Origin of the sequence: Rhizobium leguminosarum, assembly GCF_004123835.1 — a bacterium.
Classification (GTDB): Bacteria; Pseudomonadota; Alphaproteobacteria; order Rhizobiales; family Rhizobiaceae; genus Rhizobium; species Rhizobium leguminosarum_M.
Genome location: NZ_MZMU01000022.1, coordinates 47,657 through 71,358, shown reverse-complemented (window position 1 = coordinate 71,358; position 23,702 = coordinate 47,657). Strand labels below are relative to the sequence as shown.

Here is a 23,702-nt window from a genome sequence, read left to right as displayed (position 1 = left end):
AAGACGCCCGTGAACCGCCAGGTCTTATCCCTTGTACTGAGCAGATTGTTCGTCGCGGTGATCACTCTGGTGATCGTCTCCTTCGCCGTCTTCTTCGCAACAACGCTATTGCCCGGAGATACGGCGACGATCCTGCTCGGCCAAGCCGCCACGCCGGAAGCCGTCGAAGGCCTGCGCAAGGCCATGCATCTCGACGAACCGGCGCTCTTTCGTTTCCTGCGCTGGTTAGTCGGGCTGCTGCAAGGCGACCTCGGCACGTCCTATGCCAACGAAATGCCGATCGCCGCTCTCATTGCCGGCCGCTTCGTCAATACGCTGAAACTTGCCGGCGTCACCGCGCTGTTCTCCGTGCCGATTGCGCTGACGCTCGGGATCACCGCAGCGATGCTGCGCGGGACCCTCTACGACCGGATCGTCACCGTGATCACCATCGGCGTCATCTCCGTGCCGGAGTTCATGGTCGCGACCTCCGCAGCACTCATCTTCGCCGTCTATCTGAAATGGCTGCCGGCGCTGTCTTTCGCCAATGAAGTCCACAGTCTGACCGACCTGTTGCGCGTCTATGCCATGCCGGTGATCACCCTCACCTTCGTCGTCTCGGCCCAGATGATCCGCATGACGCGCGCGGCTGTCATCGAGACGCTCAACACACCCTATGTCGAGATGGCATTACTCAAGGGCGCCTCCCGGCCGCGCATCGTCTTTCGCCATGCACTGCCGAATGCGCTCGGCCCGATCGTCAATGCCGTCGCGCTTTCGCTGTCCTATCTGCTCGGAGGCGTCATCATCGTCGAGACCATTTTCAACTATCCCGGTATCGCCAAGCTGATGCTGGATGCCGTCGCCACCCGCGACCTGCCGCTGATCCAGAGCTGCGCGATGATTTTCTGCCTGGGCTATCTGCTGCTGATCACCATCGCCGATATCATTGCCATCCTTTCCAATCCGAGGCTCCGATGACCATGACCAGTTCCGAAACCACCTCCGGCCGGCTGTCGGGAACCCGGTTTGGCTATCGCTTCAACATCGTCGGCGCGATCGGCTTCACTGTGATCCTCTTATGGGCGCTCGTCGCGATCTTCGCGCCATGGGTCATTCCCTACCCCGTCGGTGAGATTATCGATCTCGACTATTTCGGCCCGATGAGCCGGGAACTCTGGTTCGGCTCCGATTATCTCGGCCGCGACATGCTCTCGCGGATTCTGATGGGCGCACGCTACACGGTCGGCATCTCGCTGGCGGCGGTCACGATCGCCTGCTTCAGCGGCGTGGTGCTCGGCATGATCGCAGCGGTCGCCGGCGGCTGGCTAGACACGATCCTCAGCCGCTTCCTCGACGCGCTCAACTCCATCCCGAGCAAGCTGTTCGGCCTGGTCGTCGTCGCTGCCGTCGGCTCCTCGGTCCCGGTGCTGATCATGACGCTGTCGGTGATCTACATCCCAGGCGCTTACCGCTTCGCCCGGGCGCTCGCCGTCAACATCAATGCGATGGATTTCATCACGGTCGCGCGCATCCGCGGCGAAAGCACCCTCTATCTCATTCGCTCGGAAATCCTGCCCAACATCGTCGGACCGGTGCTTGCCGATCTCGGCATCCGCTTCGTCTTCATCGTTCTCCTCCTATCCGGGCTTTCCTTCCTCGGCCTTGGCGTCCAGCCGCCCTATGCCGATTGGGGTGCGCTGGTGCGCGAAAATATCGGTGGCCTGCCATTCGGTGCGCCGGCGGTGATGTTTCCCTCGCTTGCCATCGCCAGCCTGACGATCAGCGTCAACCTGCTGATCGACAACTTGCCGCAGAAAATCCGCGACCGGAGCACGTCATGAGCAATTTCATCGAAATCCGTGACCTGAAGGTCGAAGCCACTACCGATTCCGGCCGGCGTGTCGAAATCATCAAGGGTGTCAGCCTCGATGTTGCCGAGGGCGAGATCGTCGCGCTGATCGGCGAGAGCGGCTCGGGCAAGACAACCATCGCCCTGACCCTCATGGGCCATACCCGTGCGGGCTGTCGCATCTCCGGCGGCAGCGTTTCGGTCGGCGGCAAGGACATGGTCACGCTCAGCGAAAAGCAGCGCGCCAAGGTGCGCGGCACCGAAGTCGCCTATGTGCCGCAATCGGCGGCTGCCGCCTTCAACCCGGCCACGTCGATCATGGACCAGGTGATCGAAGTCACCCGCATTCATCAGCTGATGTCGCCGGACGAGGCGCGCGCCCGGGCCGTCGAGCTCTTCCGGGCGCTGTCCCTGCCGGACCCCGAGACGATCGGCAGCCGTTATCCGCACCAGGTTTCCGGCGGCCAGCTGCAGCGTCTGGCGGCCGCCATGGCGCTGATCGGCGACCCGACCCTCGTCATCTTCGACGAGCCGACGACGGCGCTCGACGTCACGACCCAGATCGAAGTGCTGCGGGCTTTCAAATCGGTCATGAAAAAGGGCGGCATAGCAGGCGTTTATGTCTCGCACGACCTTGCCGTCGTCGCCCAGATCGCCGACCGCATCGTCGTCCTGAAAGGCGGGGAGACCCAGGAAACCGGCACCACCGACGAAATCCTCAACAATGCCAAGCACCCCTATACCAGGGAGCTGCTCGCTGCCTTCGAGCCGAAGCCGCGCGGCGCGGCAGGCCCGGCCGAACCTTCGACGGCTCCGCTGCTGAGCATCGAAGATCTTGTCGCGGGCTATGGGCAGCGCCAGGCTGATGGTTTGCCGCTCGTTCGCGCGGTCGAGCACGTGAGCCTGAAGGTGGAAAAAGGCCGCAATCTCGGCATTATCGGCGAATCCGGTTGCGGCAAGTCGACGCTCGCCCGCACCATCGCCGGCATCCTGCCGGCCGCGGTCGGCAAGATCGTCTTCGACGGCACGGAACTGAATCGCAACGCGCGCGGGCGTTCACGTGATGAGCTGCGCGAGATGCAGATCGTCTTCCAATATGCCGATACCGCCCTCAACCCGGCAAAATCGGTCGAGGACATACTCGACAGACCTTTGGTCTTTTACCACGCCATGGATCGAAAGGCCCGGAACGCCCGGATCGATCAACTGCTCGACATGGTACGCCTGCCCCGCAACCTGCGCCATCGCCGGCCGGGCGAACTCTCGGGTGGGCAGAAGCAGCGTGTCAACTTCGCCAGGGCGCTCGCCGCCGATCCGAAGCTGATCCTCTGCGACGAGATCACCTCGGCGCTCGACACGGTGGTCGCCGCCGCGGTCATCGACCTGCTCAAGGAATTGCAGCGCGAACTCGGCCTCTCCTACATCTTCATCAGCCACGACCTCTCGGTGGTGGAGGCGATCTGTGATGAGATCGTCGTGATGTATGGAGGCCGGAAGGTCGAGGAAATCACGTCCTCGACAGTGAAGGCGCCGCAACACCCCTATTCGCAACTGCTCTTCTCGTCGGTGCCGACGCTCGATCCGGCCTGGCTCGACGGGCTCCAGCAGGATCTGGAACTGGTGCGGGCCTATTGCCGGCACTGAGTGCCGATTCAAGGTGTTATCGCGCTGCCCTCCTCGGAGCCAAAAGCGAGACGCTTGCCGGACTCAGCGCCCACCCGGGCAGGTCATGTTGAAAAGCCTGAGCTTCACGGCAAGAGGCCAGCAAGTGGCAGCGAACATGGCTTTGGAAAGCAAGCCCGAAATTCTGTCGCAAGTCCTTCCAACCAGTATGGAACTTATAGTTATGGGGAGAACAACCTGCGACAGAGAATCGGCATCTGCGGAGGACCGATTGGATCGGGGAAAGGCAACGGGATGAGGTCAGTCTGGAAGCCCGAAATCTTGGGTTTGAGCGCCCCCGGCTGCGGTCCTCTCGCCGGCTAATGCGGAAACAAGGTGGTTAGCGGCATGTGGGCTTTGATGATCGGCGATTTCAGGACGACGAAGCTGAAATACTTGTCGATGCCGACGTCGAGGTCGGTAAGCCGCTCCATGATCGTCTGGTATTCGTCGATCCCGGCGGTGACGAATTTCAGCAGATAATCGTAGCCCCCCGAAACCAGATGGCATTCGATCACCTGGTCGACCTTCTCGATCGCCGCCAAAAAGCGGGCGAAGTCGATCTGCCGGTGGTTCTTCAGGGTGATCTCGGTGAACACCGTCAGCGTCTGCCCCAGTTTGCTGACGTTGATCTGGGCCGAGTAACCTTCGATGTAGCCTTCCGACTGCAGCTTCTTCACCCGCATCAGGCAGGGGCTAGGCGACAGATTTACCAGTTCGGCGAGCTCCACATTGGTGACGCGGCCATTCTTCTGCAGTTCGTAAAGGATTTTTACGTCGATCCGGTCGAGTTTCATCTCACACGCCCTCACTTGCTGGAGATCGCCAATGACGCAGCAGATTATGCTGCTTGTTCCAGACACCAACCTTAGCACATGACGTTGGCGTGTCGATCGCGTTGCGAGACAGGCCGAAGCACAAACGGCTGCTGGCATCCTCCCAACACGGAATCTTCTGCTGCCACGAACCGATCTCCGGCAAAGCCGTGGCGTCGGATCCGTTACACTAGCGTTAAAACGGAGACTCTCCCATGCCTGCACCGCTCAATCGCGTCGACACCACGCCAGAACTGCCTTCCATCGCTGATGCCGTGGTCATCGGCGGCGGCATCGTCGGCGTTTTTGCGGCCTATTATCTCACCCGGCGCGGATTGAAGGTCGCTCTCCTCGAGAAGGGCCTTATCGGCGCCGAGCAATCGAGCCGCAACTGGGGCTGGTGCCGCCAGCAGAACCGCGACGCTCGTGAGCTGCCGATGTCGACGAAGAGCCTCGACCTGTGGGAGCGCTTCGCAACTGAGACCGGGGAGGATACGGGCTTCCGTCGTTGCGGCCTCTTCTATCTCAGCAATAGCGACGAGGAACTGTCCGGCTGGGCACGCTGGCGCGATTTCGCCCGCTCGGTCGGCGTCACGACGCATATGCTGAGCAGCGCCGAGGCGACCGAACGCGGGCGTGCCACCGGCGCTTCATGGAAAGGCGGGGTGTTTTCGCCGACCGACGGCACCGCCGATCCGGCGAGCGCTGCGCCGGCCGTTGCACGTGCGATCCTGAAACTCGGCGGCACGGTGCATCAATCCTGTGCTGCTCGCGGCCTCGACGTCGAAGGCGGCCGGCTCTCGGGCGTCGTCACGGAGCATGGCACGATCCGCACGAAAATCGCGGTTCTGGCCGGTGGCGCCTGGGCCTCCTCCTTCTGCCGCCAGCTCGGCATTCGATTTCCGCAAGCCTCGATACGCTCCTCGATCCTCTCCGTATCTCCGGGCGCAAGCAGCCTGCCGGATGCGCTGCATACGTCAGCCGTTTCGGTGACGCGACGCCGCGATGGCGGCCACACGCTGGCGATCAGCGGCCGCGCCCGCGTCGATCCGACGCCACAGCAGTTCCGCTTCGCGCGGCAGTTCCTGCCGATGTTCGCCCGGCGCTGGCGCAGTCTCGCACCCGGCGGGTTGGAGGGCTTTCGCTCGGGTCACGAATCTCTGGCCCGCTGGCGGCTCGACAGGCCGACGCCGATGGAGCGCATGCGCATCCTCGACCCGACGGTCGATGAGGCCACTATTGCCCTCACCCATGCGCGGGCACTCGAGCTTCTGCCTGCCTTGAAGAAGACCGCCATCAGTGCGACCTGGGCGGGCTATATCGACAGCACGCCCGACGGTGTGCCGGGGATCGGCGAGATTGCCACCTTGCCGGGTTTCATCCTTGCTGCCGGCTTCAGCGGTCACGGTTTCGGCATCGGGCCGGGCGCCGGTCATCTGATCGCCGATATCGTCACGGGCGATGAGCCGATCGTTGATCCGAGGCCCTACCACCCCGAGCGCTTCGGGACATCCGCCTGGGGCAAAGTGGCTGATTTCTAGGGAGCAGTCGGCCTTTGCGCAATGTCGGCAACGCGGATCGGCACGGCTTGGTACCCGCCACAGGAGCTGATGCATCACATTGCCACGATCACGCAAATCGGCGATCAGAGGAAGAGTGATCGCTTCGGTTCCTCACCGGCATGATTGGCAATCAAGGCGTGCAATGCTGCCGCCACAGGTGTTCCGAGGACGGCGAGATCGCGTACTGTGCTCATGTGATTGCCCTCTGCGATCTGCGATGCCCGCACGTCAAGCCCTTGGGCGACAAGAATGTCCCTGAAAGCATTCGCCTGGATTTTGAATGGACCGGTTTCCAGTTCGCCGGTCATGACAGCGACACGTGTTGCAGGATCGTGCTCGTGACGCATGGGCGTAAACCGTCGCACCTCCTCGTCGCTCAAGGCGATCTCGTCACGCAGGAAGGACCTCTGCAGGGGTTCGAGATCATATAGCCCGCCAAGCAGGAAAGCAGCAACGACGCCCGAAGGCACTTGCGAGCGATGGAAGAGAAAGGTTGCAAGATGTGCACCTGCGGAGTGGCCGCTGACCGAGAACCGCTTTGGTGTGGCGCCAAAACGATCGGCATGCGCCAGCAGGAAAGCCTTGGCCTTCAGGGCCTGACCAACCAGGACGTCCATTCTCGCCATGGGCATCAACGAATAATCGACGATGGCTGCGACCGCGCCAGCGCCGGTGATGGTCTCAGCGACGCAGGAATAGTCCTCCTTGGAAAACATCCGCCAATAACCACCATGGATGAACATGTGGATCGGCATGTCCGAGCCGGCACTCTTTGGCAGGAAGATATCGAGCGTCTCGCCCGGCGCAGTCCCGTAGGCGATGTTGGCCTCCATGGCGACAGTGCGCCGCGTTGCAAGGCTGCGAGCACGGATATCGCCAACGATCTCGTCGAAATCTGCGACATGGTCACGAATGCGGAACGGATCGGCGGCCACAAGTTCCTCCCTCAGAAACTTGTGGCAATGTACTTGGCTTCCATGAACTCCGCGATACCGTGGTGCTGCCCTCCTTCACGTCCAAGGCCGCTCTGCTTCACGCCGCCAAAGGGGGCGGCGGGATCGGAGACCAGTCCACGATTAAGCGCGATCATTCCAGCCTCGACCTTGGAGGCGACCCGCATGCCGCGGCCGATGTCGCGGGTATAGATGTAGGCGGCGAGGCCATATTCCGTATCGTTGGCGGCAGCGATGACCTCCGCCTCGCTCTCGAAACGGTAGAGCGGCGCGACGGGACCGAAAATCTCCTCGCAGCCCATGTCGGAGGCCGGAGAAACATCGACGAGCACCGTCGGCGGATAGAAAAAGCCGCGCCCTGCCAATGTTCGTCCGCCGCAGAGCGCGCGCGCGCCGCGCGAAATGGCGTCAGCAACAAGGCGCTCGATCTTCTCCACCGCCTTGCGTGTGATCATCGGACCGCACTCGGTATCCAGATCCACACCCGGGCCGACCCTGAGGGCGGCCATGCGTTGGGTAAATTTTTCGGCGAAGGAATCGTGGATACCGGACTGGACATAAATGCGGTTTGCAGCCGTGCAGGCCTCACCCGCATTGCGCATTTTCGCGACCATCAGACCCTCGATCGCCGCGTCGATGTCCGCATCGTCGAAAACGATGAACGGCGCGTTGCCGCCGAGTTCCATGGAACAGGAGATGACATTTTTCGCCGCTTCCGCCAGAAGCGTGCGGCCGACGCCCGTCGAGCCTGTGAAGGAGAGTTTTCGCACGCGCGGGTCGGTCAGCATGGCGGCGATGACGGGCCCCGGCGTCGATGTTGTCATCACGTTCACGACGCCCGGCGGCACGCCTGCCTCCTCGTAGAGAGCCGCAAGCGCATAGGCCGTCAGCGGCGTCTCGCTCGCCGGCTTCAGGATGACGGTGCAGCCTGCGGCAAGGGCAGGCGCGATCTTGCGGGTCGCCATCGCAGCCGGGAAATTCCACGGTGTGATGAGAACGCAGATGCCGATAGGCTGGTAATCGACGACGATGCGGTTGGCACCGGCCGGGGCAAGGCCGAACTCACCGGAGATGCGCACCGCCTCCTCGGCATTCCACCGAAAGAACTCTGCTGCATAGGCGACCTCGCCGCGCGCGTCGCGCAACGCCTTCCCGTTCTCGAGCGAAATGAGCCCAGCGAGCGTTTCGGAACGCTCCACCATAAGTTCAAAGCAGCGGCGCAGGATCTCGGAACGCTTTCTCGGCGGCATCTCGCGCCAGCCTTCCGCCGCACTTGCGGCAGCCTCCACGGCCGCCGCGGCATCCGCGACCGTGGCATCGGGCACAGAGGCAATGACCGCCTCAGTCGAGGGGTCGATCACCTCGATCCGGCCCTCGCCCGCCGCAGGCCGCCAGGCGCCGCCAATATAGAGGCCGTCGGAGAACGCGCTGAGCCCGAAGCGATCGTGGTCAGGATGCGAAGAATGCTGGTTGACGTTCATGATGTTTTCCAAGTCAGAGGGCGGAAGCGGCCAGATCGCCGTCATAGGCCGCGCGTACCAGACCGCGCATGGCGGCGGCATCGAAGGAGCGGGGATTATTCTTGATCAGCCGGCCGATGCCGAGCGCCTGCTCTGCGGCCCAGTCGATCCGGTCTTCCGGCAGGCCGAGCCCGGCAAGCGTCGGCGAGATGCCGATCGCGGCGAAGAGACGGCTCACCTCGCCGATCGCGGCATCGGCAACCGTTTCGTCGTCCTCCACTCCGGTGGGATCGAGGCCGAGCGCCCTGCCGACAATGGCGATGTCCGCGCCCGCGACGCGGCGATTATATGTCATCACATAGGGCAGCATGGTCGCAACCCCGAGGCCGTGCGGCGTATGGGTCAAGGCACCGACCGGATATTGCACGGCATGGGCCGCAGCGGTGCCCGCCGTTCCGAAGGCGCAGCCGGCTGCGAGCGCGCCCATCATCACATCGGCGCGCGCATCGATGTCGGCGCCGTCGACGAAGGCCCTTTCCAGGCTCCGGCTGAGGAGCCGGATGGCATGCAGCGCGAACTGGTCAGAGAGATCGCTCTTTCCGATGAAGACATGCTGCTGCGCGAGTTCAGGATCGCCGGGGCGGCGCATGGCCGTGAAGGCTTCGATGGCATGCGTCAACGCATCCGCACCGGCAATCGCCGTGAGCCCAGGCGGGCAGGATAAGGTCAGTTCCGGGTCGCAGATCGCCGCTGCGGCGATGAGATATGGGCTGGAAATGCCAACCTTCAGGATACGATCGGGATCGGAAACAACCGCAACCGGCGTCACCTCGGAGCCTGTCCCTGCCGTCGTCGGCACGGCGATGACCGGCAGGACGGGCGCCGGCACCTTGAACTCACCGTAATAATCGGCGAGCGCGCCTCCGTGAGCGAGCAGGAGCGAAGCGCATTTGGCCATGTCGAGACAGCTGCCTCCACCGATGCCGATCACCATATCAGGCTCAAAGCCGCGCGAGGCTTCAACACAAACCGCGACCGTATTTTGCGGCACGTCCGGCAGCGTGCGGTCATGCACCAGGACGACGATGCCTGCCGCTTCAAGCGCGGCGATCATTTCCGCGAAGACGGGTGTTGCGGCAAAACGCTCATCCGTGCAGACGAGTGCGCGCCGGCCGGTTCTGCTGGCGACGCTCGCGAGCGCATGGCGCTGGCCGACGCCAAACAGGATTTCCCGCGGCAGCCTCAAGGCGGCAAACAGGCTCATGATCTTTGTCCCTCGAAGGCCACAATGCGCGGGCGCGAAAGCGCGTTGAGGTCTGCCCAGAGGCGCTGGTCGATCTCGAACCCGTTGCGGCTTGCCGCCGCCCGTCGCCGGCGGGCACGATCGCCCGGGACGAGAACCGGTTCGCCGGCGCTGGCGGGTGGTGAAGCGCGCACGGCATCGAGATAGGTCGACAGCCGCTCCGGCAGTCCCGGCGCCAGACTGGGCTCGATCAAGATGAAGACGTCGCCTTTGTTGCATGGCGACTGGCTGTCGAGCGTGCCGCGCACATCCGGCGCGAGCGCCGAACCTGCAAGAGCTGCCACCAGCAGCTCCATAGCGATGCTGAGGCCGTAGCCCTTCGCGTCGCCGAAGGGCGCAATCGCGCCGGCCTTGGCACGCCCCGGATCGGTCGTCGGGTTGCCGGCCGCATCGCGTGCCCATCCCTCGGGAATGGGCCTCCCGGTCGCCGCGTGGTGATGGATCCTGCCCATCGGCACGAGGCTGGTAGCAAGGTCGAGCACGAGCGGTTCTTTGGCGGTCGGTACGGCGATGGCGATGGGGTTGGTGCCGAGCATGGCCCGTGTACCGCCGAAGGAATGGACCAGCGCCTCGCTCGACGAGAGCGCGATGCCGACGAAACCCATTGCGGCGATGGCCTCCACATAATGCGCGAGCATGCCGAGATGGTTGGCATTGCGCACGGCGACAAGGCCGATGCCAAGATCCGGAATGTTAGGCGCCAGCCGCTCGATCGCGGCCATGGCGACGACGGGGCCAAATCCCGACGAACCCTCCACCTCCAGCACCGCATCCGCGCGCCAGCGCTGCGTGCCCTTCGTCTGCGGGTCAATGACACCGCGCTCGATCCGTTCGACCAGCCGCGGAAGCCGGTACAGGCCATGCGAGGGGTGCCCCTTCATCTCCGCCGTTACCAGGACGCGAGCCTGCAGGGCCGCATGGTCACGCGGTGCGCCATGTTCCTCCAGCAGGCGGGTGGCAAGCGCGAGGGCTGCCGCTTCGGATACGCGCACGATTCTTGCTCCCTATATTAAATCGTATAGGATATAGGATTGTCTTGGCCGCAGCATCGTGCTAGCGATTGAACCTGTCAAGAGGCAAGGCAGCAGATGATTTCGACGAGATTGAATGAACCCTCAACGGGCACAACCCAGATACCGCGCGCCAACAGCCTGGCGGGCGACGTCTACGAGGCAATCTTCAACCAGCTCATGTCGTTGAAGATAGCGCCGGGTGCGCGCATCACGGTCGACAACCTGGTCAAGGAGTTCAACGTCTCCCATACGCCGATCCGCGAAGCCCTTGGCCGGCTTGAAGGCGAGGGCCTCGTCGTCAAGCAGCATCTCGTCGGCTATCGTGCCGCGCCCCAGATTACGCGCCACCGCTTCGACGAGCTCTATGAATTGCGCCTGCTGCTGGAACCTGCCGGCGCTGCGAAGGCTGCCAAGGCGATGAACGACGAAAAGCTGGCCATCCTGACGGAGGCCGCAGGGGTGATGACACGCAGCGACAACAGGGACGAACGAGCGAACTATTCGGCCTTCGCCCGCAAGGACGCTATTTTCCATGACCGCATCATGGAATTTGCCGGCAACGAGTTGATCCGCGAGATGCTGACATTCCAGCACACGCATTTCCACATCTTCCGTCTGATGTTTCATCGCCGTGTCACCGAGGAGGCGCTCGCCGAGCATCAGACGCTGCTCGATGCCTTTGCGGCGCGCGACCCGGGCGCGGCTGCGAACGCAATGCGCATCCATATCGAACATTCGCGCGACCGGCTGTTACCGGCCTTCGAAATTTGAGCAACCCCGGCAGGCAACGTCGTGCCTGCCCGATCTGACAACGAGGAGGAGAACCCATGCCAGGCAAGAAAATCCTGATGCTCACCGGCGATTTCACCGAGGAGTACGAAATCTTCGTCTATCAGCAGGCGATGGAGGCGGTCGGCCACACGGTGCACGTCGTGTGCCCGGATAAGAAAGCCGGTGACATCCTCAGGACGTCGCTGCACGATTTCGAGGGAGACCAGACCTACACCGAAAAACTCGGGCACAACGTCACCATCAACAAAACGTTTTCCGAGGCCGAGAACCAGCTCGACCAGTATCATGCCGTCTACTGCGCCGGCGGGCGCGGACCGGAATATATCCGCACCGACAAGCGGGTGCAGGCAATGGTGCGTCATTTCCATGAGCAGAAGAAGCCGATCTTCACCATCTGCCACGGGGTCCAGATCCTGATCGCGGTCGACGGTGTCGTTCGCGGCAAGAAGGTGGGTGCACTTGGGGCCTGCGAACCGGAGGTCACCCTGGCGGGCGGAACCTATATCGACCTCTCGCCGACCGAAGCCTATGTCGATGGCACGATGGTTTCGGCCAAGGGCTGGACGGCGCTCGCCGCCTTTATCCGCGAATGCCTGAAGGTGCTGGGAACAGAGATTCACCACAGCTGAGACGACGGTACCAAGTAACGAAAAGGCCCGGCAGCTGACATCTGCCGGGCCTTCTTTGCGGTTGGGCCTGCAATCACGCTCCGCCGCGGTTCCAGCCGCGGCCACGGTCGCCGAACATTTCATAGCCGCCATCGGTGACGGCAAGCGTATCCTCCAGCTTGATGAATCCGCGTTTCGGGTGAAGCATCGTCGTCTCGACCGAGATCACGCTCCCGGCTTCCAGCGGCTTGTCGGCATCGATGCCATCATAGGTGACGGGGTGGTTCGTCATGAGGAATGGCGCTTCGTGGGCGATGAGGCCCATGCCATGGCAGAAAAAGTCGGTGAAGGCCGCCGACGGCGAGGCCTTGAGCTCGGCTTGTGCCGCCTCAATCATTTCACTGCCCGGAGCGCCTGCCCTAACCTTGGCGAAGGCCGCTTGCTGGATGCATTCGACTTCAGCCAGAAGGTCCTCCAGCTCCGCATCCGGCTCGCCGAGCACACCCATGCGGCAGAGGTCACCGATATATCCGTGATAGTTGCCGCCGGAATCGATCGACAGAATCTCGCCCTCGACCCAGGCTTGCGGCGAGCCCGCGCGGTTGTGGCTGGAGCCAAGCGTCAGCAGGCAATATTCGAAGTGCAGGCCGCGGTTCGTTTCCTCCCGGCGCAGCTGCTCGATGATCTCCATCTTCGTCGAGCCGGCCCGGGCCGCCGCGACTGTCGCCAGCATAGAGTCGGTAATCAGTTCGGAGGCGCGCCTCAGCTTTGCCAGTTCATCCGGCGTCTTGACCGCCCTTAGCCGCTCCAACACATGCGTGGCATCGACAAATCGAGCGCCGTCCAGCCGAGAGGCAAGGAGGTCGCGGGCGTCGGATGGCATGAAGGCTGGCTCGATGCCGATGCGCCCACCGGCCTTGCCGATTTTCTTCAGGTGCTCGGCGGCGAGCCCGGTGGCGTCCTGCGTGCCCCAACTCGCCGTATGCACGGCGGGCGTCCAGAATGGGTTGTTCTGGTGCTCTGCGCCCTCCATACGGTTACCCACATAGGCGGAGTGATCAGGCGCGCCTTTCTCATAAATCACCATCGGCAGGTACCGGCTATGCCCGATCGCATCCATGGCGGCGAAGAAGATGAACTTATAGCCGCCCATGAGATATTGCGTGTTGTGTTTGGAAGTGGCGACGATGACGTCGATACCGGCTTCCTCCATGAGACGGTCGAGCTTGGCCGTATCGAACGGCGTCACGGCGGCCTGCCTTGTTTGCCCTGCATTGTCGTTCATCGTCTTTCCTCCCAGAAAATGGATGCGCCGCCTCAGAAGCCCGGCGGCAGCAGGCGGAAGTCCGGCAAATCGCGAAGCGCAAGCTCCGGCCCCGCCGGTGAGTAGACCACGAAGAGGAGCATCTTTCCGCCGCCAGTGTTCTTCGTCGAATGAAAGCGGCTTTCCGGAATATAGATCGTGCAGCCGGTGGCGACCTTCTGCGTGATCGGATTACCCGTCTCGTCCTCGACCATCTGCTCGCCTTCGCCGGAAATCACGAAGATAATTTCCTCCGCGCCCGGATGGTTGTGGCGGGAATGGCCCTCGCCGCTCGGCAGTTCGACGACACCGCCGGAAAAGCGGCTGGCGCCGTTGACCTCGGGCGCCACAGTCAGCGACAGCTTGCCCCAGTCGAAGCCGAAGGCGCTCACATCCTCAGGATAGATGAAGTACTTGTCCTTTACCATGAAACCGCCTCCTCCACATCCTTCCTCAGACGACCGCGCCGATGGCGAGCGCCTTGAAATCTTCGGTCTGCTTGCGAATTGCCGCCTCTGCCGGCAGGCGCTCCATCGAGCTTGCGCCATAAAAGCCGTGGCAGCCAGGGCAACGCTCGAGAACGTAGCGCGCATCCTCCGGCATGGAGATCGGGCCGCCATGGCAGAGCACAATGACGTCGTCGCGCACGGAACGTGCCGCCTTGGAAATTGCAGCGATCTCATCGACGCAGTCATCGAGGGACTTGCCGGAGGTGGCCCCGATCGTGCCGCCGGTCGTCACCCCCATATGCGCCACAATGATGTCGGCGCCGGCGACCGTCATGGCGATAGCTTCGCTCTCGTTGAAAACATAGGGCGTCGTCAGCAGGTCGAGCCCGTGGGCGGTGGCGATCATCTCGACCTCCAGATTGTAGCTCATGCCTGTCTCCTCGAAACTCTGCCGCATCCGGCCATCGAAGAGGCCGATTGTGGGGAAGTTCTGTACGCCGGAAAAGCCCATTGCCTTGAGGTCGGCGAGGAAGCGCGGCATCAGCACGAAGGGGTCCGTGCCGTTGACCCCGGCGAGAACCGGCGTCTTTTTCACGACCGGCAACACTTCGAGCGCCATGTCCTTCACAATCTCGTTGGCATTGCCATAGGCGAGCAGTCCGGCCGCCGAACCGCGCCCCGCCATTCGGTAGCGCCCAGAATTGTAGATAATGATGAGGTCGATGCCGCCTGCCTCCTCGGCCTTGGCGGAGATGCCGGTGCCGGCACCGCCGCCGACGATTGGCACGCCGGCTGCGATCATGCCGTGAAATTTTTCGAGGATGGTCTTGCGCGGTATGGCTGGCATCAATTTGTCTCTCAGGGGTTGGCGATGTCACGATAGGCCGCGACGGCGGCCTCGGCGAAGTGCGGGTCGTTGATATGGAGCGGCAGGCGAATAATACGTCGCGATGCCGTCGGCTTCACCGTCGCCTCGAGCGCGGCAAAAAGCGCGGCGTCGGCTTGCGGATCGAAGAACGGACCGCCTTCGATGTCGAGGGCCGAAACGCCCTTTTCAGGAATGAGGAAGCGTAGGGGGCCGCGGCAGAGATTGAGCTTGTCGCCGATCCAGCGGCCAATCTGCGCGCATTCGGCCGACGTCGTGCGCATCAAGGTGACGTTCGGGTTGTGGCGGTAAAACAGCCGGCCGGCATAGCGCTCCGGGACGGTCTCCGGCGCCCAGAAGTTCACCATGTCGAGCGCACCGACCGAGCCGACATAGGGCAGGCCTTTGCGAGCAATGGCGCCGAAGCGGTCCGAGGTGGCGGGCAGGACGCCGCCGAAAAGCAGGTCGCAGACCTCGGTCGTCGTGATGTCGAGCACGCCAGAGATGAGCTCGCTGTCGGCAAGCTTCTCCATCGCGCGCCCACCCGTGCCTGTGGCGTGGAAGACCAGGCAATCATAATCCGCTCGGAGGCGCTCGACCATGGCGGATACGGCAGGTGTGGTAACGCCGAACATGGTAAGCCCGAGGGCGGGTTTGGATGCAGTCACCTCAGCCGGCCGGCGGGACATGGCGGTGATCGCCTGGGCGGCGTTGTGAAGGATGACACGGCTCAGCCGGTTCAGGCCCGCCATGTCGGTGACCGAGGGCATCATCACAATGTCGGAAACATCGACGTAGGGAGCGACATCGCCGGATGCGAGCGTCGAGACCATGATCTTTGGCAGGCCGAGCGGCAATTGGCGCATGCCTGCGGTGATGATCGAAGTGCCCCCGCCTCCACCGATACCGATGACGCCGGCAATGTCCTGGCGCTCCACGAGGAAGCGCGCGAAGGCAATGCCCATCGCCTCGACCGCCGTTCCGCGGTCGCCACTGGCAAGGACGGCTCCAGCCCCGTCCGGATGGCATGCGGCGACAGTATCGGCTTTCACATCGACGGCGGTCGCAGGCTCGCCTATGCCGACGTCGACGCGGACAACACCCCCGCCCGCCGCTTCGATGCAAGCGGCCAGATAAGCAAGCTCCTCGCCCTTCGTGTCGGCGGTGCCGACGACGTAGATCTGCTTCATGTCCCCTCCGCGACCGGGTGGATTTCCTCCCGGCATATCTCACGTTCGAGGCAAAGCGACAGGCCCTTGCAAAATTGTGAGACGTGCGTATCATAAAGACATGGATGTCTCACGTCAACAGAACGAAACAATCAGGACCGAGCGAGGCCCGCGTGCCAGAACGCGAAAACTGATGCTCGAAACGGCAACGCGGATCATGCAGTCCGGCATCACTCCGTCGGTAAGTGAAGTCGCCGAGGCTGCCGAAGTCTCGCGCGCGACGGCCTACCGTTACTTTCCGAGCCAGGCCGCGCTCGTGCATGCCGTGGTGGACGAGGCTCTGGGGCCGATACTCAGCTGGTCGTCGGACAGTCCGGATGCACGCACCCGCGTTGCCGACCTCTTGGCGACCGCAATGCCGCGCATCGACGAGTTCGAAGCCACCTTCAAGGCGGCGCTGAAACTTTCGCTGGACCAGTGGGCGCAGCGCCAGGCCGGCACGCTCGGCAACGAGCCGCTATTCACGCGCGGCCACCGGGTCGACCTGCTCAAGTGCGTGACGGCCCCCCTGCAGGGCACCGTGCCGCCCGAATCCCGGGAACGCCTTGCGCAGGCGCTTTCGCTTGTCTTCGGCGTCGAGGTGCTGATCGTGTTGAAGGATATCTGGGGCCTGACCTCGGAAAGTGCGCAGTCTGTTGCCGAGTGGGCCGCCAAGGCGCTTGTTGATACCGCGTTACGGCAAGCGGAGAGCAAAGCATGACGTGGCGCGCCCGGACTTGGCGCACCAACTGGTTAGACCAGTGTCAGTAATATATACTTGTATTGCGGTCTGGATCAGCGATGATGAATGCGAGACGGTCCAACAAACCTGCGTCAGCAGGCCTGCAATTGCGGGGGAAAGACATCGAAACTTCGAAGGCGAGTCTTTGATGAAAGCTCTCCGAGGTTGCGCTTGACGATAATGGCATTTGGTAATACCAGATCAGGGAAACGACATTCAGGCTTGAGATCTGAAACGCGCTAGGGGTCGAGGAGGACCCCCAGCACGAATATTACCCAGGAGGATCGGGAAGCCAGATCGGGAGGCCCGCGATGACGCGGGAAGCGTGCATAAATGGGAGGAAACGTTATGCGCAAAACTATGACCGGTCTGTTGGCCGGTGTCGGATTGATGTGGGCCTGCGGAACATCCGCGCAGGCCCAGGAACTGACGATCTTCTGGGCCGAGTGGGACCCGGCTAACTATCTTCAGGAACTCGCGAACGAATACGAGGCTCAAACCGGCGTCAAAGTCACGGTCGAGACCACACCGTGGGCCGACTTCCAGACCAAGGCCTTCACGGAGTTCAACGCCAAGGGTTCAGCCTATGACATGGTCGTCGGCGACAGCCAATGGATCGGGGCAGCGTCAGAAGCCGGACATTACGTGGATCTGACCGAATTCTTCACCAAGCACAATCTGACCCAGGTGATGGCCCCGGCAACAGTGAAATACTACGCCGAGTATCCGGCGAACTCGAAAAAGTATTGGTCAGTTCCGGCCGAAGGCGACGCCGTCGGCTGGTCCTACCGCAAGGACTGGTTCGAAGATCCCAAGGAGATGGAGGCGTTCAAGGCCAAATACGGCTACGACCTCGCCCCGCCGAAGACATGGGCCGAGATGCGCGACATCGCCGAGTTCTTCCACCGTCCCGACCAGAAGCGCTACGGAATCGCCATCTACACCGACAATTCTTATGACGGTCTCGTCATGGGTGTCGAGAACGCGATCTTCTCCTTTGGAGGCGAACTCGGCGACTACCAGAGCTACAAGGTCGACGGCATCATCAATTCCGAGAAGAACGTCAAGGCGCTCGAATTGTATCGCGAGCTCTACGGCTTTACGCCCCCGGGCTGGGCCAAGTCCTTCTTCGTCGAGAACAATCAGGCGATCACCGAGAACCTGGCGGCGATGAGCATGAACTACTTCGCCTTCTTCCCGGCCCTGGTGAACGAGGCGTCCAACCCGAACGCCAAGGTTACCGGCTTCTTTGCCAATCCGGCGGGGCCGAACGGCGAACAATTCGCAGCGCTCGGCGGCCAAGGCATATCGGTCATCTCCTACTCAAAAAACCAGGAAGAGGCGATGAAATTCCTCGAATGGTTCATCAAGGACGAGACCCAGAAGCGCTGGGCCGAACTCGGCGGCTACACGGCAAGCGCCAAGGTGCTTGAATCGCCGGAATTTCAGAACGCGACACCCTATAACAAGGCCTTCTACGAGACCATGTTCAAGGTGAAGGATTTCTGGGCAACGCCTGAATATGCCGAACTGCTGATCCAGATGAACCAGCGCATTTACCCCTTCGTCACCGCCGGGCAAGGCACGGCGAAGGAAGTGCTCGACTCTCTGGCAGCGGACTGGAACGCGACGTTCAAGAAATACGGACGCAATAAATAGCAAACGCGATCAGCGGAGGGGCTCCGTCGCCCCTCCGTTTGCATTCTGCATCTCGCGCCCAAAGGCGCGGTTCGAGAGGGCGCGGCGCCCGGAATTCACTTCGCGCATCGTGATGCCTTTTCCGGCATCCGGCGCCGACTCTCGGAGGAGGAGAGGATTGGCAACCGCAGTCATGACATCGCTGGACACGAAATCGCGTGCCGCATCCCACGGCATGAGCGACATCCGCATTCGCAATCTCTTCATTATCCCGACGATCCTGTTTCTGATCATCTTCAACATCTTTCCGCTGATCTATTCGCTCGGCTATTCGTTCACGGATTTTCGCGCCTCGACGAACGCGCCGGCCAACTTTGTCGGCCTCCAAAACTACCGCGAATTGCTGAACGATCCTTTCATCTGGTCGAATTTCGCCATCACCGCGAAATATGTGATCGTCTCTGTGACGGGGCAGGTGATCGTCGGCTTCGGCACCGCGATGCTGCTCAACCGCGATATCCCGCTGAAGGGTCTTTTGACGACGCTGCTGCTGCTGCCGATGATGCTCTCGATGGCCGTGGTCGGCCTCTTCTGGAAGCTGCTCTACGATCCGTCCTTCGGCATCATCAACTACACACTCGGCCTCGGCTCCTTCGAGTGGCTGTCGAATCCGGACATGGCGCTCTATGCGGTCGCAATCACCGACATCTGGATGTGGTCGCCCTTCGTGATGCTGCTGTCGCTTGCCGGCCTTTCGGCCGTGCCAAAACATCTCTACGAGGCAGCGGCGATCGACCGGGCGGGACCGTTCTATACCTTCTTCCGCATCACGCTGCCGCTGGTGGCGCCGATCCTGATGATCGCAATCATCTTCCGTACGATGGAGGCCTTCAAGACCTTCGACCTCGCCTACATCCTGACCAGCCAACCGACGACCGAGGTGATCTCCATCCGGCTCTACAAGATGGCCTTCCAGGAATGGCAGACGGGGCGCTCCTGCGCACTCGCCTACATCGTGCTCGTCATGGTTCTCGCCATCACCAACATCTACGTGAAGTACCTCAACAAAGTGAAGGAGCGCTGAGATGGCTGCCGTCCAAACCCGCTCCGAACGCGCGCTGAACCGGGTGGCGATCGCCGCCGTACTGGTCATCACGCTGATCTTCCTGGCGCCGATCTACTGGATCACCTCGACGGCCTTCAAGCCGCGCAACCTCGCCACCACCATTCCGCCGACGGTGCTCTTCGAGCCGGAACTCTCGCCCTTCGTGAAGCTCTTCACCAAGCGCTCGCAACTGCGCGGGGCGCCTACTCCTGAAGAATATGCCGCCGCCCCCTGGTGGGAGCGGATGGTGTTCGACGGCGGCGAGAAGATCGTTCGCTCCGGCCGCGGCGAGGTGCAGCCCTCCGGCTATCCGAACCGCTTCATGAACTCGCTGATCGTTGCCATCACGTCCACGGTGCTGGCTGTCGGTATGGGGACATTCACGGCCTACGGCTTCTCGCGCTTCAAAGTGAAGGGGGAGGCAGACCTTCTCTTCTTCATCCTGTCGACGCGCATGCTGCCGCCCGTCGTCGTGGCGATCCCGATGTTCCTCATGTACCGTGTCGTCGGCCTCAACGACACGCATTGGGGCCTCATCATCCTCTACACTGCCTTCAACCTTTCCTTCTCCGTTTGGCTGATGAAGGGCTTCATCGACGAGATCCCGAAGGAATACGAGGAGGCCGCGCTCGTCGACGGCTACACGCGGATGGAGGCCTTTTTCAAGATCGTCATCCCGGAAGCGGCGACCGGCATCGCCGCGACCGCGGTCTTCTGCTTCATTACGGCCTGGAACGAATATGCATTTGCGCTGATCATGACGAACCGGCGCGCGCAAACCGCTCCCCCCTTCATTCCGAGCCAGGTCGGCTCAGGCCTGCCGGATTGGACGGTCATTGCGGCCGGCACGTTCCTGTTCCTGCTACCGGTCGCCATCTTCACCTTCCTGCTCAGGAACCATCTCCTGCGCGGCATGAGCTTCGGAGCGATCCGCAAATGACCTTCCGCGCCTTGAACCAGAAATATCTCGAACCCGCGTCGCAGTATCTGATGATCCTCGGCATCGTCGCGCTCTGCCAGCCCTGGAACCTGTTTCTGCATCGCTACGGCATGACGATGACGCTCGTCGGACTGATTGCCTTCATGGTGACGACCAAAATCCCGCGGGACGCGCAACCAGACGAAGGCAGCCATTCATGACGCAGATCGAACTTCGCGGGATCCAGAAATATTTCGGTGCCGTCCAGGTCATCAAAGACCTTAATCTCGCCATCGCCGACAATGAATTCATCGTGCTGCTTGGACAATCGGGCTGCGGAAAGACGACGACATTGCGCGCCGTCGCGGGGCTGGAGACGATCGACGAAGGCGACATTCTGATCGACGGGCAGCCGGTGCAGCATATCAAGGCATCCGGCAGGGACATCGCCATGGTGTTCCAATCCTTCTCGCTCTATCCGCACATGACGGTCTACGAGAACATCGCCTTCCCGCTCCGCGCTACCCGGATGAGCCGTGCCGATGTCGATGCGTCGGTCCGCGAGATCGCCGGTGTGCTGCGCATCACCGGTCTGCTGGCCCGCAAGCCTTCGGCGCTGTCAGGCGGCGACATGCAGCGGGTCGCAATCGGCCGCGCGCTGGTGCGACGCCCAAAGGCCATGCTGATGGACGAGCCGATCGGTGCGCTCGACGCGAAGCTGCGCGAGGAGATGCGGGCGGAAATCAAGCGCCTGCATATCAAGCAGGGGTCAACCACCATCTACGTGACGCATGACCAGGTGGAGGCCATGTCGCTCGCCGACCGCATCGTCATCATGCACGAGGGCATCCTTCAGCAGGTCGGCACGCCGGAAGAGGTTTATGCGCAACCCGCCAACACGTTCGTCGCCCAGTTCGTCGGAAGCCCGGTCATGAACATGGCGCCGGCGACCGTCAGCGAAACGGGCAGCCATACCAGCGTGCAGGTCGGCGACGGGACGACGGGCTTCGAGTTCCCCGCCGTGCTGGCCAACCGCCTCTCCGACGCAAGAGCCGAGAACGGCAAGCTGACACTCGGGGTCCGGCCTGAGGGCGTGCTCGTTTCACGCGAGGCCCGCGAGGGTTTCATGCCGGTCGAAGCGCATATCATCGAGCCTCTCGGCTCGCACGACATCGTGGACCTGAAGGTCGGTCACCAGATGATCAGGGCACGCACCAAGAGCGGTTTCGTGCCTGGTCCCGGCGAAGCCGTCTGGGCACGCATCGACCCCGCCCAGGCACATTTCTTCAACACCGCGACCGGCTCGTCGCTGGGGATCAGACTCTGATGGCGCATATCGAACTCAAGGGCATCACCAAGACCTTCGGCAGCCACACGGCGCTGAAAAACCTGAACATCGACATTGCTGACGGCGAGTTCTTCGTGCTGCTCGGGCAGACCGGCGCCGGCAAGACGACGACGCTGCGCCTGATCGCCGGTCTCGAGAAGCCGACCGCAGGCCAGATCTTCATCGACGGGCAGGACGTCGCCGACTGGGGTGCCGCCGAGCGCGACGTAGCCCTGGTGCTCCAGCAATATTCGCTTTACCCGCGCTATACCGTGCGGGAAAACCTGGAATTTCCATTGAAGTCCCGTATCCGCCGCGTTGAACCCGGAGAAATCAAGGAGCGCGTCGACCGCGTTGCGAAGACACTGCGCATCGAGCATCTGCTCGACCGCAAGACAGACCGGCTGTCGGGAGGCGAGATGCAGCGCGTATCGATCGGCCGGGCCATCGTGCGCAAACCGCGGGTCTTCTTGATGGACGAACCGCTTTCGGCGCTCGACGCGAAACTTCGCGAAGCACTTCGCACCGAGTTGAAAAACCTGCAGATGAACCTCGGCGCGACCTTCCTCTTCGTCACTCACGACCAGATAGAGGCCATGTCGATGGGCGACAAGATCGGCGTCCTGAACAATGGTCAACTGGTGCAGACGGGTACGCCGCAGGAGATCTACGGAAACCCGGTCAACACCTTCGTCGCGCGCGCGGTCGGCTCGCCGCCGATGAATCTGATCGCCGGCACGCTTGCCGGCGGCGAGGCAGTGGCCAGCGAGGGCTATCGGCTGCCGCTCGGCAACGGACACGGGATCGCGACAGACGGTCGCCCGCTCACCTTCGGCATCCGTCCCGAGGACATTTTTCTCGACAGTGGCGCGCCCGGCGAAGCACGGGTCCACGACGTGGAAAACCATGGCGTCGAAAAGATCGTGACGCTGCGCACCGGCGAGAAGTTCATCCACGCGACCGTGCCGACACAGACGGCGCTTCGGATCGAGGATGAGGTTCGCTTTTCATGGAATCCGGAAAAGGTCGTGCTGTTTGACGCCGGAAGCGGTGTAAGCCTGCGGCACGCGGGCTGACCTGATCGGTCGGAAGGATGCCAGCGGTCTCGGCGGCACGGCAGGGGCAGCGAGCGTTTCGAATTGTCGCGACGAGGCGCTATGCGGGAAAGCGCCTGCGATAATGTTCCACCACTTCGGGATTGCGCAAATTAACGGGCAAGTCGCCCTTGATGACGCGCAGGGCTTCGCTCGCCGCGCCTGTTCCCATGCGCATCATGCTCTCTTCCGTCAGACCAGCGAGATGCGGCGTGACGATGACGTTGTCAAAGCCGAAATAGGGATGGTCGAGCGGCAGCGGCTGTGTTGCGAAGACGTCGAGCGCGGCTCCGCCGATGCGACCATCGCGCAGCGCCTCGATCAACGCCGCATCATCGATCACTGGGCCGCGCGAGACGTTGACCAGAATGGCCGCGGGCTTCATGCGCCCGATGCGACCGGCATTGAGCAAGCCGGTCGTCTCCGGCGTCAGCGGGCAGCAGAGCACCACGATGTCGGCCGTCGCAACAAGCTCATCGATCGTCACGAAACGCACGCTGTCCGGCACGCTTTCCGGCGACCGGCTCGTGGCCACCACCTCCAGGCCGAAACCGAACTTCGCGATCTGGAAGATCGCCTTGCCGACATTGCCCATTCCGACGATGCCCATGGTGCGGCCGGCGAGGTCGACGGCTGTGTCCGATTGGGCGCGGCCCGCCACCCAGCCACTCTGACGCAGTTCGCGGTCCATCGCGCGAAAGCGCCGAAGCAGGGCCAGTGTCACGAGGAAGACGTGCTCGGCGACAGTCGAGGCATTGGCGCCCGGGACGTTGGCGACAAGCACGCCGGCGCGGGTCGCCGCATCCATCGGCACCATGTCGAGCCCGGCGCCATGGCGGATCGCCGCGCGAAGCGCCGGCGCATCCTCGAAGAAGGCCGGCGGGATCGGCGCGCGTACGACGACGATGCCCGCGCCGCGGCCTTCTCGCAGCAATGTTTCGGGATCGGGCGCCGAAGCGACGCGCAGATCACCCGCAGCCTCGAGCATGGACCTGGCCGCAGGGTGCAGGGGATGTGTGGAAAAGATGATGCTCATCGGCCCTCCCCGCCGGT

23 protein-coding genes are annotated in these 23,702 nt (G+C 62.5%); 13 read left to right on the top strand and 10 right to left on the bottom strand.

Features of this window, described 5'->3' with window-relative positions; translation table 11 throughout:
- The first annotated feature begins 9 nt into the window (after nt 1-9).
- Genes B5P46_RS29030 through B5P46_RS29020 form a run of 3 tightly spaced genes read left to right on the top strand, consistent with a single transcriptional unit; the run spans nt 10 to nt 3,475 of the window.
- On the top strand, nt 10-960 hold the full coding sequence (locus B5P46_RS29030; protein WP_028742929.1) for an ABC transporter permease: 951 nt from the start codon (nt 10-12) through the stop codon (nt 958-960).
- Nucleotides 957-1,823 carry an ABC transporter permease gene (locus B5P46_RS29025; protein WP_129421750.1) on the top strand — a complete coding sequence of 289 codons (867 nt, stop codon included), beginning with the start codon at nt 957-959 and terminating at the stop codon, nt 1,821-1,823. Before B5P46_RS29030 ends, B5P46_RS29025 begins: the two co-directional genes overlap by 4 nt.
- Nucleotides 1,820-3,475, top strand: a complete 1,656-nt coding sequence (locus B5P46_RS29020; protein WP_129421749.1) for an ABC transporter ATP-binding protein — start codon at nt 1,820-1,822, stop codon at nt 3,473-3,475. The genes B5P46_RS29025 and B5P46_RS29020 overlap by 4 nt, the downstream gene beginning before the upstream one ends.
- Before the next feature lie 338 nt (nt 3,476-3,813).
- On the opposite strand, the gene B5P46_RS29015 is transcribed toward B5P46_RS29020, so the two are convergent.
- Complete coding sequence (locus B5P46_RS29015; RefSeq protein WP_025397104.1) at nt 3,814-4,290, bottom strand: Lrp/AsnC family transcriptional regulator; 477 nt, start codon at nt 4,288-4,290, stop codon at nt 3,814-3,816.
- A gap of 233 nt (nt 4,291-4,523) precedes the next feature.
- On the opposite strand from B5P46_RS29015, the gene B5P46_RS29010 reads away from it, so the two are divergent.
- Complete coding sequence (locus B5P46_RS29010; RefSeq protein WP_129421748.1) at nt 4,524-5,849, top strand: NAD(P)/FAD-dependent oxidoreductase; 1,326 nt, start codon at nt 4,524-4,526, stop codon at nt 5,847-5,849.
- Nucleotides 5,850-5,953: 104 nt separating this feature from the next.
- On the opposite strand, the gene B5P46_RS29005 is transcribed toward B5P46_RS29010, so the two are convergent.
- From B5P46_RS29005 to B5P46_RS28990, 4 genes are read right to left on the bottom strand one after another with little or no spacing between them, the layout of a single operon-like run.
- The gene (locus B5P46_RS29005) at nt 5,954-6,805 is read right to left on the bottom strand and encodes an alpha/beta hydrolase (protein ID WP_129421747.1); all 852 of its coding nucleotides are present in this window, start codon (nt 6,803-6,805) and stop codon (nt 5,954-5,956) included.
- 11 nt (nt 6,806-6,816) lie between these two features.
- Nucleotides 6,817-8,304 (bottom strand): NAD-dependent succinate-semialdehyde dehydrogenase, encoded by a 1,488-nt coding sequence (locus B5P46_RS29000; protein WP_129421746.1) that lies wholly within the window; start codon nt 8,302-8,304, stop codon nt 6,817-6,819.
- 13 nt (nt 8,305-8,317) lie between these two features.
- Nucleotides 8,318-9,547, bottom strand: a complete 1,230-nt coding sequence (locus B5P46_RS28995; RefSeq protein ID WP_129421745.1) for an iron-containing alcohol dehydrogenase — start codon at nt 9,545-9,547, stop codon at nt 8,318-8,320.
- The gene (locus B5P46_RS28990) at nt 9,544-10,578 is read right to left on the bottom strand and encodes an Ldh family oxidoreductase (protein WP_129421744.1); all 1,035 of its coding nucleotides are present in this window, start codon (nt 10,576-10,578) and stop codon (nt 9,544-9,546) included. Before B5P46_RS28990 ends, B5P46_RS28995 begins: the two co-directional genes overlap by 4 nt.
- Before the next feature lie 96 nt (nt 10,579-10,674).
- Between B5P46_RS28990 and B5P46_RS28985 the strand changes: the two genes are divergently transcribed.
- Complete coding sequence (locus tag B5P46_RS28985) at nt 10,675-11,370, top strand: GntR family transcriptional regulator (RefSeq protein WP_129421743.1); 696 nt, start codon at nt 10,675-10,677, stop codon at nt 11,368-11,370.
- A 56-nt stretch (nt 11,371-11,426) separates the two neighbouring features.
- Nucleotides 11,427-12,020, top strand: coding sequence for a DJ-1/PfpI family protein (locus B5P46_RS28980; RefSeq protein ID WP_064246445.1), 594 nt, complete (start codon nt 11,427-11,429; stop codon nt 12,018-12,020).
- A gap of 73 nt (nt 12,021-12,093) precedes the next feature.
- On the opposite strand, the gene B5P46_RS28975 is transcribed toward B5P46_RS28980, so the two are convergent.
- Genes B5P46_RS28975 through B5P46_RS28960 form a run of 4 tightly spaced genes read right to left on the bottom strand, consistent with a single transcriptional unit; the run spans nt 12,094 to nt 15,806 of the window.
- Entirely contained in the window at nt 12,094-13,284 is a 1,191-nt protein-coding gene (locus B5P46_RS28975) for a M24 family metallopeptidase (protein ID WP_129421742.1), read from the bottom strand.
- A gap of 32 nt (nt 13,285-13,316) precedes the next feature.
- The gene (locus tag B5P46_RS28970; RefSeq protein ID WP_129421741.1) at nt 13,317-13,730 is read right to left on the bottom strand and encodes a cupin domain-containing protein; all 414 of its coding nucleotides are present in this window, start codon (nt 13,728-13,730) and stop codon (nt 13,317-13,319) included.
- A gap of 25 nt (nt 13,731-13,755) precedes the next feature.
- Nucleotides 13,756-14,598, bottom strand: a complete 843-nt coding sequence (locus tag B5P46_RS28965; protein ID WP_129421740.1) for a phosphoenolpyruvate hydrolase family protein — start codon at nt 14,596-14,598, stop codon at nt 13,756-13,758.
- Nucleotides 14,599-14,609: 11 nt separating this feature from the next.
- The gene (locus B5P46_RS28960; RefSeq protein ID WP_129421739.1) at nt 14,610-15,806 is read right to left on the bottom strand and encodes a Tm-1-like ATP-binding domain-containing protein; all 1,197 of its coding nucleotides are present in this window, start codon (nt 15,804-15,806) and stop codon (nt 14,610-14,612) included.
- A gap of 100 nt (nt 15,807-15,906) precedes the next feature.
- Between B5P46_RS28960 and B5P46_RS28955 the strand changes: the two genes are divergently transcribed.
- From B5P46_RS28955 to B5P46_RS28925, 7 genes are all read left to right on the top strand, one after another.
- The gene (locus B5P46_RS28955; RefSeq protein ID WP_164986570.1) at nt 15,907-16,545 is read left to right on the top strand and encodes a TetR/AcrR family transcriptional regulator; all 639 of its coding nucleotides are present in this window, start codon (nt 15,907-15,909) and stop codon (nt 16,543-16,545) included.
- A gap of 369 nt (nt 16,546-16,914) precedes the next feature.
- Complete coding sequence (locus B5P46_RS28950; protein WP_129421737.1) at nt 16,915-18,225, top strand: ABC transporter substrate-binding protein; 1,311 nt, start codon at nt 16,915-16,917, stop codon at nt 18,223-18,225.
- Nucleotides 18,226-18,382: 157 nt separating this feature from the next.
- Nucleotides 18,383-19,288 (top strand): carbohydrate ABC transporter permease, encoded by a 906-nt coding sequence (locus B5P46_RS28945; protein WP_129421736.1) that lies wholly within the window; start codon nt 18,383-18,385, stop codon nt 19,286-19,288.
- A gap of 1 nt (nt 19,289) precedes the next feature.
- Complete coding sequence (locus tag B5P46_RS28940) at nt 19,290-20,249, top strand: carbohydrate ABC transporter permease (protein ID WP_003549729.1); 960 nt, start codon at nt 19,290-19,292, stop codon at nt 20,247-20,249.
- A complete protein-coding gene (locus B5P46_RS28935) occupies nt 20,246-20,449 on the top strand; it encodes a hypothetical protein (protein ID WP_129421735.1) in 204 nt (67 codons plus the stop codon). Before B5P46_RS28940 ends, B5P46_RS28935 begins: the two co-directional genes overlap by 4 nt.
- Complete coding sequence (locus B5P46_RS28930) at nt 20,446-21,555, top strand: ABC transporter ATP-binding protein (RefSeq protein WP_129421734.1); 1,110 nt, start codon at nt 20,446-20,448, stop codon at nt 21,553-21,555. Before B5P46_RS28935 ends, B5P46_RS28930 begins: the two co-directional genes overlap by 4 nt.
- Nucleotides 21,555-22,631: an ABC transporter ATP-binding protein gene (locus B5P46_RS28925; RefSeq protein WP_062942813.1), complete on the top strand. Its 1,077-nt coding sequence runs from the start codon at nt 21,555-21,557 to the stop codon at nt 22,629-22,631. Before B5P46_RS28930 ends, B5P46_RS28925 begins: the two co-directional genes overlap by 1 nt.
- Before the next feature lie 79 nt (nt 22,632-22,710).
- Here the strand turns inward: B5P46_RS28925 and B5P46_RS28920 are convergent, their stop codons facing one another.
- Complete coding sequence (locus B5P46_RS28920; protein ID WP_129421733.1) at nt 22,711-23,685, bottom strand: hydroxyacid dehydrogenase; 975 nt, start codon at nt 23,683-23,685, stop codon at nt 22,711-22,713.
- Between the last annotated feature and the right edge of the window lie 17 nt (nt 23,686-23,702).